This is a genomic window from Collimonas sp. OK412 (assembly GCF_900112135.1).
In the GTDB taxonomy this organism is placed as follows: domain Bacteria; phylum Pseudomonadota; class Gammaproteobacteria; order Burkholderiales; family Burkholderiaceae_D; genus Collimonas; species Collimonas rhizosphaerae.
On the sequence record NZ_FOLC01000001.1, the window covers coordinates 292,430 to 304,813 of the forward strand.

Here is a 12,384-nt window from a genome sequence, read left to right on the forward strand (position 1 = left end):
CAATATTTTATGAATGCGTAACGATCGGAAAGACTCAAGACCTTTCGACTGTGTTCTCCGCATCGTGCTTGACGTGATCGTCGAAAGTCTGTTTCGGCGATCACATCGCCAGGGGGTTAACTCATGGAGGCGGTTACTATCAGTGACCGCGGCAGTGGTCATATCTATTCTGTCAAAATGAAGAGGTAAATATGCAGTCGATTGATATGGTTTCTGGCGTTAAATTCGATGACATGCTCCCAAACGGTCTTCCTCCCACGAATTGGATGAACGCTCCCCGCCCAAATTATGAGGTCAACGAAGATCTGAAATACGCATATGCAGAAACTCCTGATCTTCATTACAACTCTTCGTACGAATTTGAGGTTCAAGCGCTGCAGGGATCCATTCCGATAGTAGATTATTACGGGGAGGGATACATCAAGACGGATGGAAATCAGATAACTGGCTTCAAGGGAGCCTACAACGTCAATTGGCAATATCAATGCGTATCGAATGGTCCGGATCGTGGCAAGAAAATTCCAAATCGAATCCCTGTCAACGCCTATAACGAAGAAAAGACGGCTGCATATATCCGCAATAATTCATGCGATGCCGTGACAATCATGAATGCGCCGATAACTGATAATGCGGCAATCGATATGACGCGCATCGTAAATAACATTGGTAAGATAATTGCGTACGACTATTCAAAAAATGATCCGCAGGCCGAACTACTTGCCAAGCATGCGACGAAAAGAAAATTCATTTTCGACCCGACATATGCGTTGACAAGCCCATTCAACAAAATTGTTATTTCGAGCCATGGATCGACCTCATATTTTGCGTTCAGGCCGGTGCAGGTTGTACGTTCTGAATTCGTCAGAAATGTTGTTAGCTTAAAATTCCGGGCCGCAGCCGCAGTGCTGCAATCGATGTATGCCGATTTCGGAGGAGTTGCGAGGCCCTTCATCAAAAGCTTTTTGGATGAACTCGGTCCAGCGGAAATTTTTCCGGTTGTTCATTCTGTGGGGGTGAATTGGGCGAGTAACCGGGCGCAATTCGTAGCTGACCACGTCTCGAATTCTGACTTACGCAAACTTCTAATGGCCTGCTGGAATGGTAATACTGTTAGGCTTTCTTGCTGGAACAGCGACCTCAAATCTACAGTCTACCTAAATGGCACAGGTAAGCTGTGGTCTGGCGGTCCCAGCTATCACGTCACGACAGACGAGGGTGACCGACAAGGCGCCCACTTCGATTTGTCTCCTACGGCGGAAGGGGCAGGAATCCGATTTTCTCTCTTAGTGGGTAAAGATAAGTTGTACCTGAACGGTAAGGGCGAACTCTGGTCTGGTGGTCCGAGCTACTGGGCGAGTACTGATCTCGCCTCCCGCTCAGGAGCAAGTTTTACGTTTAATGTGGTTTCGGAGACGGGCGCGGGTCTTGCCTTCACTTTGGCTACCGAGTTTGGGCTCAACTATCTGAATGGGATGGGCCAAGCATGGTCTGGAGGCCCCTCATATTACGTCTCTACAGACTTGAAGAGCCGCCGAGGTATTACCCAGCTCGTTTGGAATGTCGCGTGACGGTGGGCAACCCTGGTTTAATTTCTTCTCAACTCACATTTGCTTGGATAATTCAATACGAGTTGCCGACAATTCGGACATCTGTCGGACTCGGAACGTAGGAAAGACAAAAGGGTTACAAGTCGAAAACTTGTAACCCTTTGATTTTATTGGCCGGGGCGAGAGGATTCGAACGTCCTAACCCTTGCATCTCATTAAATGTGTCATTGCAAGACCTGTCATTGCAAGACCTGATAATCATCTAGCCACTTATGAACCCCTCCGGCAGGACCAAGGCCACGGGAGGAAGTGCTTCGATCGCATTCTAGTCCTGCGTATTTCTCGTTGAACATCTCGGTCCTTAATCCACTACGCAGCTGCGCACCGCGCACCATCGACATTCGCACTGCATCAAGGCGACAGCGATATGTTCGTTCGTCGCTGTCGCCAAGCGTAATGCCACTCCGTAAATCCGCCGGCTATCCGAGCGCAAGGACTTGCGTTGCCTTGTTCCAATAGTCCAATCGCGATTGCAAACCTATATCGCCGCCGTTGATGCGTCGGCAGATCTTGATGAAATCATCCCTGGCATTGCCGTTCGGCTTGAGATCGGCAAGCTCATTCAGTCCTGCCGTGGCCCAATACCAGGCTGCTGAACGCGCTGCGCCTGCCGGTTCTTGCAATAATTCCGGTTGCGCCAGCAGGTCCAGTTTTAATGCCTTGCCACAGCGTTCATAGTTGTCGCGTCCGGTCAGTTGAATCAAGCCGCGGCCGCGATATTTCCAGCCGTCGCCGCTGGCTTCGTCGCCATTTCCAAGTCGATTGGCGTAAACGTTGCTAGCCAGTTTTTCCGGATTGCTGGCATATTGGAGCGCGACGCTGTCGGTCGGAAAGCGGTGCGGCCATACCTGGCGCAGCCGTATAGACGAGTAGTTGAGATTCTCCGACAGGACTTTCAACTGTGCCGATTCGTGCAGGATTTGCGCAAGGAATGCCGCCTGGCGATATGTGTTGCCGATTGACCATTCTGTGAGTGCGGCGTTGATGGGATCGAGCCAAAGAGTGACTCGGGAATTGTCAGCTGCGGTGTCCAGCAAGCTGGCAAGCTGTTCTTGGGAGATGGCAGGCATAGTGTCCTCTGAAAGAAAAACAAGCAAATCCGTGCACAGATTCACTTGCTTGAAGTCGCATTAAAATTTACGGACCGACAGCGACAGCTGGCTTGGTGCCATTGGATCTAGGCTGGATGGACGATTGCAGAATGTCCAGTACCCGTGCCAGGCCTTCCGGCATGCCGTTATCTTCAGCCAAGACTTCCACGTGGTATTTGGCGGAATTGTCGGATGAGCGGGTGTTTTCCTTGTGGGTTGCAACCGAACCTTCGACGTGCACCGTGGCGCTGAACATGCCCCAGCCGAACTTCATGTCGGCCGACATTTTGGCCGATGCATCGGTGGATTCCTTGGAGGCGAAAGAAGACTTCACTTCCATGTCAAAGGTGATATCCACCTTGGTGATTGACAGCGCCGGCACCTTGACGATTGCCAGCAAAGGCACATCCAGAGAAACGCTTTCTTCAATCGTTTTGGTGGCGTCATTGGGATCGGCGATCGGCCGGGTGAACGCAAAGTGCGCCGTGCGCGTCGCGCCTACGCCATTTGGATCATTCGCAGCCGGCGGCAGAAAGCCGATGTACTTAATAAAATTGGCAGTAGCGTTCGCCAACTTGATTTGGGCATCGCAAGCGGCAGTCAATGGGCTGCCAATCAGGTCGCCCATCGGCAAGCCCTTGAACTGAGACGCCATATCGATAAGATCAGACATTGTTTACTCCTTTAGAAATGACCCAGACGGGTCTGAAAAAAGCCATGCTGAAAAACCGCAGCCTGGCGCCGAGTCGCGCATGACGCGCTCAGGACAATCTTAGGATTGGCAAACAATGAGTTCGTGACATTTCCTGTCGTATCGGCTGGGTGGCGCGCGAAGTGAGCAGGGGAATGGAGAAGGGGATTGGAGTTGTAGAAAAGTTGAGCCGGATTTTTTAAGCAAAAAAAATGACGAAATCTACCGTCATTAAATTGACATCCTACCGACTCCAGGATCGTTGTAATGCAACAGGCGGTCGCTACATTTATTCAATCTTGCGGATCCAGAATTTGCGCCACATTTTCTGCGACGAACGCCACCAGGAAGTGTCCGGAATCAGGCTGGAAAATTTTGACTGCTGATCCTCCGTTAGCAGAAAGATCCAATTTCGACGACTGCGTTTCGGCCGCATCGCGTTACCCGGACCTAGCGCCAGATTGGTCCCATCTTTGGCGACCTGAATTTCCAGATGCTTCAGTACGTGGGGATGGCGTATTTTCTGCCACCAGTTCGGCGTCTGGAGCATGAGCACCACTTGAGATTCCTTGTCGAATTTCCTGGTCGTCAGGTAACAGGGCAGGCTGAAAATAAAATCCTGCAAGCTATAGCCGTGATTCCTGTGGAATTTATCGTAGGGGATGGTTAGCAGTTCGTATGTCGCCTGATGCGGCAGGCGATACGAAAATACTTGCGTTGCATCTGCGCCTTTCTGTTCAGAGATAGCAGGCAAGTCGCGGTTGACTTGTTCAAATACGCGGGACAGCTCAGCACAAAACACATCCAGCGTTAAGGTGATGGCCGTCATGCTCAGTCCAGATGCAGCGGCTTGCGCGCAAAGCCAAGGTGGTACACGGCGTATTGCAGCACCACCTGATGCTCGCCGATGTTATACAAGCCGAAGCATTTTTCCACATTGAGGATAAAGCCGCGCGGCGTGCCGCTTAAACAGCGGTTAACCAGGTCCATGGCTTCCTGGACTTCGGCCTCGGTGCGGATGTTTTGCGGGTTGTCGTTGCCAACCACGATGCGTTTGATAAAACGCATTTCAGTTAAACGAAAGCGATCCATACTCACGTTGTACTCCTTTTTTGATTACTCCTGCACCAGTCCGGTTGGACCCTGTTCTTTCACCACATCGTTGAGCAGGCGCGCCAGCCCATCCGATTTTTCCGTGGCCTGCAGTTTCAATTTGATGTGCGCTATATTCCTGTCCCGGGAGCCGTTATTTGCGCTGGCAGGGCTGACCATGAGCCCGGCCTTTCTGCCCGCCGGCGCCGCCATGCCGGTCTGACTCATGATGGATTCGTTGTGGCCGCTGCGATCCTGCTCTTCAAACGCGCCCAGTTCCATGTCCAGATCAATCTCTGCCTCGCCGATGATGAGCGAACTGTGCGGCACCAGCGACAGCAAAGGCAGGCGGTAATGCAACATGTCACCGGGCTTGGCGGTGCTGTGTACCGCCGGTAACTTGAGCTCGATGGTGGTGGGTTGCTTATCATCAGTAAAGAAAGACGCAATGTTTGCTACCTGTGCTTTTTCCACCATGTGCTGTGCATTCATGATGGATCCGGCAATCGCAAGCACCATATCTTCCAGGCTGGTTAAATTGGCCATGACTACTCCAGTTTGTTGTAGGGTTTGTGAATCGGCCGCGACTCTGTTCTGCCGGGTTCAGACGCAAGCATACGAATCTGTGCAATCCCTCTTCTAACCATTTCTGACCATTTTCCTGAGGCCGCAGAAGCAGCAGATTTGGTCAGGAATGGCGTTGTTTTCCCCCTTTAATCTGTGATTCATGACGTTTTCTCTGCCGTGCAAACGAGCGGCGTCATTGATTTTTCCATCAACTTAAAAGGGGTATCTCCATGAAGTCAACGTCAGGAAATCGCACCGTCAGGGTGCTGCAGCAATGCATGTTTGCGATGTTTTTTTTGCTTGCAAGCCAGTCTTCATTTGCGGCGGGAAAAACTTCCGGCCTCATCCACCTTCCGATTGAGGGGCGTCCTCCGATTCCAACGGCAATCAACTGGTCGGCGGAGCTGCTCAATGCCGCCAATGCCGCACTGGCCGCAAAAAATCCGCCGGCTGCAGCAATGCCCAGCGCGACAGCCTGGGTTGGAACCAACTTTTCCAGGCACCACATCATTCCGCAACAGTATTTGCAGGCGCTGGTTGGCCTCAGCCAGGCAGCGGATAGCGACATAGCGGATACAGACGCAAACAAGCTGGCCCTGCAAGGCGCACTTAGAAAAATCCGCTACCCGAGTGCGGCCCCTTTACTGACGGGCATGGTATGGGCGCCGGTCAATCTGTTTGAAGGTCCCGTCGGATTTCTGCGCAGCGATGAGCCGGGCAATGATTTTGAACTCAACAAGCCGCGCAGTTTCGACGAAAAGCGCTGGAATGCGTTGCGGAACGTGGTGGATGTCATGACAGTCCTGGAATTCAGCAACCAAGGCACCGAATTCACTGTGTCAGCGCAGACTCTGAATGCAAGGGGAGGACTGGCTAAACTGACGGCTGCGGTGGTGGATCTGGCTAAATATACACAGGCAAACCCAGTCCCTATTCATCGCTTTGCCAATGCCGACTGGGTCGATGGCCGCAGCCTGTCTGCCATCAACCTGCAAGATCTGGTGGGATTTTCCAGCAGTCTGATAGTCACCGATTCGCTGGTGGCCAGCAAGAAGAACGCCTATCGCCTGAAGCTCAAGAACGAGCGTTGATTTCTGCGAACGGCGGCACACAAAAGCGACGCCCCGCTTTTGTGTGCATTCCGATCTTCTTTTACTTTCTGTATTCCTGCGCGGATTCTATTTATGCAAAAAGATATGTTGCGGCTTGCGCGGCTGCTGCTTTGCCTCGGCCTGATTTTCATTATGCTCTACGCCACGTTCAGCGCCGTTCCTTCGCGTCGGATCAGGATCGCCGCTGGTCCGGAGGACGGCAGTTTTTATGCGATGGCGCTTCAGTATAAAAAAATACTGGAGAAAAAATCCTATCGGGTTGACATTGTCTCTTTTCAAAACACAGATGAAATTTCCGCCGAGGTGGCGGACAGCACAAAACATATTGATATCGGTTTCGTAGCAAACGATCTGCAGGGTAAAAGCCAGGCCAGCCTGATATCTCTTGGAGAGATTCAACTGCAACCCATTTTCATTTTCGTAAACCGGAAAGTGGAAACGGAAAGAAGCATTCTGTCGCTCGCCGACCTGCGCGGTTTAAGCCTGGTTCTTCCTCCCGAAAAGAGCGTCACCAGCCAGACTTTGCTGAGCATGTTCGCGGCATACGGCATAGACCAACGCAATACGCTTATCCGCTTTCTTCCTTTGAATATCGGGGTCGCCCGGCTTGCCCGCGAAGAATTTGACGGCGGCCTGTTTATCCTGGGCGCCGAGAGCGAGTTGATGGCAGAACTGGGAAAGAACAAGAAATTTGTTCTGGTGGAGCTGACGCAGCAATCGGCCATCGTAAAGAAATTTCCCTTTTTGCAGAAAGTAACTCTGCCGAACGGCATCTTTGATCTGAAAGAGAAAATTCCAAGTGGCGATGTCAAGCTGTTGGCGGCGAATATCTCAGTAGTTGCTCAAAAAAAATTACCGCCGGCCACAACTTATGCATTGCTGGAGGCGATGCGAGAAGTGCATCGCAACAGTAACTACGTCAGCAATGCAGACGAATTCCCTAAATATCGCGGCACTGCGATCCAGACCAATGATCTGGTCAGCGACTTCTACCGCAACGGCACACCCTGGATTTTTTCCACCTTCCCGATAGCAATTGCCAGCATCCTCGATGCCTACCTGGCGCCGCTTCTGGGGCTTTGGTTCGTGCTCAGCATATACAGGGTTTTTATTCAGTTTGAAAAAATTCGCAGTCTGACTTTGTTTTTTCTAGCCCATCTGCTGATTTTCTGGACGCGATGGCATATCAGGAATGGCCGGCCTTTATCCGCACGCGTTCGATTTTTTCTGGAAAAAATCGAATCCGCAATAAAGAGGGAGGAGCGGGGCCTGCCTGTGTTGCTGGCGGAAATAAGACATATCAAACAGCTTTAGCACGCAGCGAATCATTGTCGCTTTCCACGTCAATCCACACAGGAGACCATGCCATGTCCATAGATGCGAACGATATCAGCAGAACGATGCAAGAAACTTATGATCATTATTTCCTAAGCGATGGATATCGTCGACGCTATCCCGAACCTAATGTCGCAACCATGACGTATTTGCTGGAAAAAGGATTGGCCGAAGTCGACCAGATCCTTGATTTCGGTTGTGGAAATGGCCGATATTCGTTGGCCTTGCTGGAAAAGTCGCAGGCCCATTTAACCGCCTACGATATTTCTGCTGCTTCTTTGACTGAGTTCGAATCCCGGCTGCGAACCACGTCTCACCGCGAGCGCGTTACTTTTGTGTATGGCGATCTGGATGGCTTGAACAGATACGCCTGCTACGATGCAATTCTCATGTTGTTTGGCGTCTTGTCGCACGTGGTCGAACGCAATTTGCGGCTTGAGACTTTGCATAAAATGCGCAGTCTGATTCGGGCCGATGGAAAATTGATTTTATCTGTTCCTTCAATCTTCCGGCGCAGACCTTGGGAATTGTTCAAATACGGGCTGGCTCGAACTCTGGGCCATGCCCGGCCGCCGCATGATGAAGCGGGCAATATCTGCTTCACGAGGCGCATCCAGGGGCGCAACCTGACGTTCTTCTATCATCTCTACTCATTGCGTACCTTATGCGAAGAGTTGGCTGAGGCTGGATTTGCGATCAGCGAGTGGCAGCCGGAAAGTGTGTTTCCTGAGTGGCTGGTAACGCAATCCAGTTTGATGCGTTGTATCGACCGGCGCCTGTGCTCCTGGATTCCGGCTGAACTTGGCTATGGCATGCGAGTGCTGGCCAATCCTGTATGAAACCGGGCAGGAGAATCCGGCGCTCGGGATGGCAAATAGGCTGCGCTTGTTTACTTGTACTCGTTCTCATGTTCGTTGCCGCTGCGCATGCCGAAAGTCGCATGGATTTAATCAAAAAACGCGGTGTGCTGATCGTGGGAGTCAAGACGGATTACCCGCCTTTTGGGATGTTATCGCCGGATGCAACGCTCCAGGGTTTTGAGCATGACTTGGCAGAAGATCTGGCGCGGGGCCTAGGCGTCGCCCTGCGCAAAGTGGCGGTGACTGGGGCTAACCGCTTGCAGGTACTGGATGAAGGCGGAATAGATCTGACGATCGCGACTTTAGGCGATACCTACGCACGGAGGCAGATTGCCGATTTGATAGAGCCCAACTACTACTCTTCCGGCGTAACGTTAATGACGCGGCCGGACAGCAAGCTAGACACCTGGGCCGACGTGCGGGGGCAAAAGGTATGCGCCACCCAAGGCAGTTACTTCAACCGCGCAATGGCTACCCGCTATCTGCTGGATTTGCAGATATTTGCAAATGGCCGCGACGCCAAACTGGCAGTGCGCGACGGCCGTTGCGCCGGCTGGCTGTTTGATAACACAGCGATCGCGGGCGATTTATTGTCAGATGAGTGGAAATACTATAAAACCAAACTGCGCCCGCAGCTTCTGACGCCATGGGCCATAGCTATTGCGCGCTCTGAAAAAGGCGGTGCATTGGAGCGCTTCATCGGCGATACCGTCGCGCAATGGCATCGGCGCGGCTTTTTGCTTGAACTGGAAAAGAAATGGCGCCTGCCGCCTTCCATTTTTTTGACCGAGATGCATACCTTGTGGAATGAGAAAGATGAAAAGGGCGCATTCGTTTGCGGGCGTTTGCCGGACGGCCAATGGCCGGTAGTTTGCCGTAACCCTATCTTCATCACATCAACTGAAACCACAGGCTTGCGTCAATTCGGATTGCTGGTCAAAGAAAAAACCGGCGTCAATCTCACCTTCATTTACGACGACTATGAGCGTGATCAATTTATCCGTGCTTTATTCACCACGTTGGCGCTCACGGCTTCTTGCGTATTCGGCAGCCTGGTTAGCGGCATGATCTTCGCGCTGGCCATAGAGCAGAGGATTCCGCTGCTCAGTCAATTTTTAAAAGGTTTTACTTTAATTGGCAGAATGACCCCGCCTCTGTTGCAGATTTACGTGCTGGCATTTGGAATAGGCAGCGTACTGGCAGCCAACTGGGGGATACAGCTGAACTCCTTCCTGATTGTCGTGCTGTGCCTGTGCTGGTACACCGGATCAGGTATTTTGCACATTCTGGAAAATGCCAGCGACAAAGAACGTTTGCGAGATCCCGGCTTTCGGCTGAACTTAGGTACTTTACGAGCAATCGCGAGTCGCTGTTCGACATCGATATTGGCGTCCCTGGTGAATGTGAGCAAAGCCACCATGATGGCCAGTGCTGTTGCAGTGCCTGAACTGTTGTCGGTGTCCACTTCAATTATCGCTGAGCACGGAACGGTGGCAACGATGATGAATACATTGATGCTGTTATTCCTGGTTCTGGTGTTCGTGGTGCTGCGTCTGTTGCAACGGGTAGAGCGGAGGTGGTGCCATGGGATGGATTGAAATCACGAGAAATCTGCTTGAGTGGACTCCCTTTTTGGCAATTGGCTTTATGTGGAATATCCTGATTTCCGTGCTCGCATTGGGTATTGGCGCGGCCTGCGGCGGCCTGCTGGTTCTGTTACGGCTGTCCCGCCATCGGAAGCTGGCTCTTGCAGGAGCCAGCTTGACCGAATTCATGCGTAATGTGCCGACATTTGTATTCCAGATTTATCTGATGTTCATGCTGCCGGAATCATTGATGTTGCCATTTTCTACTATCAACCTGTCTTTTCCTTCCTGGCTGAAAGCGGCGTTGGCGCTGGCATTGGCCGTGGCGGGTTTTGTTTCAGATAATTTGCTCAGTGCGATACAGGCATGGCGCAACGAAAGATTTCAGAACGCACTGCTTTTTATCCCTAATTTGTGTAATTTCTTTGTGATTATTATCATGGCATCCTCCACCGCCTCGGTGATAGGCGTGTCGGAATTGGTCAGCCGCTGCAACACAGTCATCAACGCCAGCGGAACGACACAGATCATGTTATGGGTTTACCTGTATGCGATGATCTGGTTCTTTTTGTTTTGTTATATGGTGACGGCGGCCATCAATAAATTCAGTTCCGGCATGTTGCGCCGTATAAGTACTTAACTGGAATTTTCGCTAAAAGTAGAAAAGGCGGGCATCGGATCGGACGATCCGATTGCCCGCCTGCGATGGATCTCATGCGATGCGTCAGGAGGATGAAGCAGCGGGATTCAGGGCGCCCCGAAAAGGCGCCGGCATTAACTGAGTCCTGGCAGATAGTGCGTCAGCTTATCGTAGCCGTTGTCTTTCAGTGCCCTGACGGCATCAGCCCCTTTCTTTCCCCATGTCAGGACATCTCCATTGGCGTCAACATATACCCAGTGCAACAGGCCGTATCGATAGTTGCCTTGGTTGTCTCTTTTCCCCAGGCCGTAAATCGCGTTTTTATACGGTAGCGGCTTATCGAGATTCAAGGCGTTGGTGGTTGCTGTCGTCGCATGAAAATCATAGTTCAAGAAGCCCAGGTCTTTGCACAGCAGGCTGACGGCCGCTGCGGTCATCGCAATTCCCACCTGTTCATCCATTGCATGGTTGCCACGCATCTTATCCGTGACTTCTTTGAGGCTTTTATAGGCAAACACTGCCCCGAAAACCTTTGAAAAGTCCAGTAGTTCTGCTGACCGGTCTGCATGATTTCTGCAGAAATTCTCGATCAGAGGGAACAACGTGCCATAGGTGTCAGCCGCGAGATTGCCTCCCGGCTTGTGGTTCAGGTTGGCGGCCTGAACGGCTGCGACAAAACCGCACACTCCCCAGTTATTCTGATTCAGTTCTTCGCTTTTCATAATCATTCCTTTTCATGTGGGCGTATATGGCGTTGAGCCATATACTTAAACGGACCACCGCTTAATCAATAGAAGGCGGCCACACGGAATCTTTTTCGCTTTCGTGCCCAGCGTGTCGGCATGAAAACCTCAAAGATCATGAAAAGAGTAATCTCGGCATTTGCCTGGAAAATGATGATTCCTGACATGGGCAAAGCGCTGACTGGAATGCGCAAAGGAGAGAGTGACAGTAGTGGGGCAGCTCGCTGGCAGGGCGAATGATTCACAGAATTGGATGCAAATATGCCCGTTGATCGGGCAAACGAGATACGGGATTTTCAGGCCATCATGGCGATGAATTTACATTCAGGGCGGACCTGCCTGTGTTACGGATGCATTAGCAACAGCGTTTCCCATCCGTGGATCATCATGTTTCTAAAAAAATATGGAAAATGTCATGAATTGTCATGATAACAGTATTTCCATGAACCAACATATGGCTATGAATCTACTTTGTTGGGGCAAAAAATGATGACGTTGCTTCTCCTGAACGATGACACTCGGGATAAAAATGAGATCTGCGATTTTTTCAGCAGCGCCGGTTATCAGATCAATTGGAGCGAAACATCGGCTACCTTTCTGGCCGGACAAAGCCTGAGGGAACAAAATAAATCCATCACCATCCTTCAAATAGATCACACGCATCCATTTCCCCCCGACATAGCCAACCTGACCCAGGGCCTCATGGTGCCTTGGCGCCTGTCCTTGCATCAGCGGACCTTGACTGCGCCAAACAACAACAAGATCAAACTTACCAGCCTTGAATTTACATTGATCAAAACCTTCGCCCTGCTGGAAAAAGGCGAGGTGGCGTCCAGGAAGAAGATTATTGACGAATTTGGCGAGCACTATTTGAGCTACGATCAAAACCGGCTAGACACCATGATCATGCGCTTACGCAAGAAAATCAGACATGGACTGGGACTGACACTGCCCTTAAATACGGTGAGGGTGCGCGGATTCAGCTTTGACGATCTACTCATCCTCGATCACTAAGATGCCGCAATCCGTGACATCTTCATAGCTTGCCTTTTATTTTCCG

The 12,384-nt window shown here is 51.2% G+C and carries 14 protein-coding genes; 8 read left to right on the forward strand and 6 right to left on the reverse strand.

The annotated features are described in order from the left end of the window. The first annotated feature begins 191 nt into the window (after positions 1-191). Positions 192-1,568 carry a hypothetical protein gene (locus BM062_RS01220; protein WP_092392238.1) on the forward strand — a complete coding sequence of 459 codons (1,377 nt, stop codon included), beginning with the start codon at positions 192-194 and terminating at the stop codon, positions 1,566-1,568. Between the two features lie 458 nt (positions 1,569-2,026). Here BM062_RS01220 and BM062_RS01225 read toward each other — a convergent pair whose 3' ends face one another. The 5 genes from BM062_RS01225 to BM062_RS01245 form a co-directional block, all read right to left on the reverse strand. Next, positions 2,027-2,722 carry a glycoside hydrolase family 19 protein gene (locus tag BM062_RS01225; RefSeq protein ID WP_092392240.1) on the reverse strand — a complete coding sequence of 232 codons (696 nt, stop codon included), beginning with the start codon at positions 2,720-2,722 and terminating at the stop codon, positions 2,027-2,029. A gap of 22 nt (positions 2,723-2,744) precedes the next feature. Then, on the reverse strand, positions 2,745-3,326 hold the full coding sequence (locus BM062_RS01230) for a DUF2589 domain-containing protein (protein ID WP_092392716.1): 582 nt from the start codon (positions 3,324-3,326) through the stop codon (positions 2,745-2,747). A 352-nt stretch (positions 3,327-3,678) separates the two neighbouring features. Continuing rightward, a complete protein-coding gene (locus BM062_RS01235; RefSeq protein ID WP_092392242.1) occupies positions 3,679-4,218 on the reverse strand; it encodes a hypothetical protein in 540 nt (179 codons plus the stop codon). Between the two features lie 2 nt (positions 4,219-4,220). Next, on the reverse strand, positions 4,221-4,481 hold the full coding sequence (locus BM062_RS01240) for a hypothetical protein (protein ID WP_041741555.1): 261 nt from the start codon (positions 4,479-4,481) through the stop codon (positions 4,221-4,223). 24 nt (positions 4,482-4,505) lie between these two features. Further along, complete coding sequence (locus BM062_RS01245; RefSeq protein WP_092392244.1) at positions 4,506-5,027, reverse strand: DUF2589 domain-containing protein; 522 nt, start codon at positions 5,025-5,027, stop codon at positions 4,506-4,508. A 251-nt stretch (positions 5,028-5,278) separates the two neighbouring features. Here BM062_RS01245 and BM062_RS01250 point away from each other — a divergent pair, with 251 nt between their 5' ends. From BM062_RS01250 to BM062_RS01270, 5 genes are all read left to right on the forward strand, one after another. After that, a complete protein-coding gene (locus tag BM062_RS01250; RefSeq protein WP_139219961.1) occupies positions 5,279-6,139 on the forward strand; it encodes a hypothetical protein in 861 nt (286 codons plus the stop codon). A gap of 93 nt (positions 6,140-6,232) precedes the next feature. Then, positions 6,233-7,474, forward strand: coding sequence for a TAXI family TRAP transporter solute-binding subunit (locus BM062_RS01255; RefSeq protein WP_092392248.1), 1,242 nt, complete (start codon positions 6,233-6,235; stop codon positions 7,472-7,474). Between the two features lie 53 nt (positions 7,475-7,527). Further along, the gene (locus tag BM062_RS01260) at positions 7,528-8,334 is read left to right on the forward strand and encodes a methyltransferase domain-containing protein (RefSeq protein WP_175500838.1); all 807 of its coding nucleotides are present in this window, start codon (positions 7,528-7,530) and stop codon (positions 8,332-8,334) included. Positions 8,335-8,435: 101 nt separating this feature from the next. Beyond that, entirely contained in the window at positions 8,436-9,953 is a 1,518-nt protein-coding gene (locus BM062_RS01265) for a transporter substrate-binding domain-containing protein (RefSeq protein WP_175500839.1), read from the forward strand. Beyond that, the gene (locus BM062_RS01270) at positions 9,940-10,581 is read left to right on the forward strand and encodes a polar amino acid ABC transporter permease (protein ID WP_139219962.1); all 642 of its coding nucleotides are present in this window, start codon (positions 9,940-9,942) and stop codon (positions 10,579-10,581) included. The genes BM062_RS01265 and BM062_RS01270 overlap by 14 nt, the downstream gene beginning before the upstream one ends. 134 nt (positions 10,582-10,715) lie before the next feature. Here the strand turns inward: BM062_RS01270 and BM062_RS01275 are convergent, their stop codons facing one another. Next, positions 10,716-11,303: a hypothetical protein gene (locus tag BM062_RS01275; protein WP_139219963.1), complete on the reverse strand. Its 588-nt coding sequence runs from the start codon at positions 11,301-11,303 to the stop codon at positions 10,716-10,718. Positions 11,304-11,423: 120 nt separating this feature from the next. On the opposite strand from BM062_RS01275, the gene BM062_RS25485 reads away from it, so the two are divergent. Both BM062_RS25485 and BM062_RS01280 read left to right on the forward strand, forming a co-directional pair. Beyond that, positions 11,424-11,564, forward strand: a complete 141-nt coding sequence (locus BM062_RS25485; RefSeq protein WP_175500840.1) for a hypothetical protein — start codon at positions 11,424-11,426, stop codon at positions 11,562-11,564. A gap of 246 nt (positions 11,565-11,810) precedes the next feature. After that, positions 11,811-12,338, forward strand: coding sequence for a winged helix-turn-helix domain-containing protein (locus BM062_RS01280; protein ID WP_139219964.1), 528 nt, complete (start codon positions 11,811-11,813; stop codon positions 12,336-12,338). Positions 12,339-12,384: the final 46 nt, after the last annotated feature.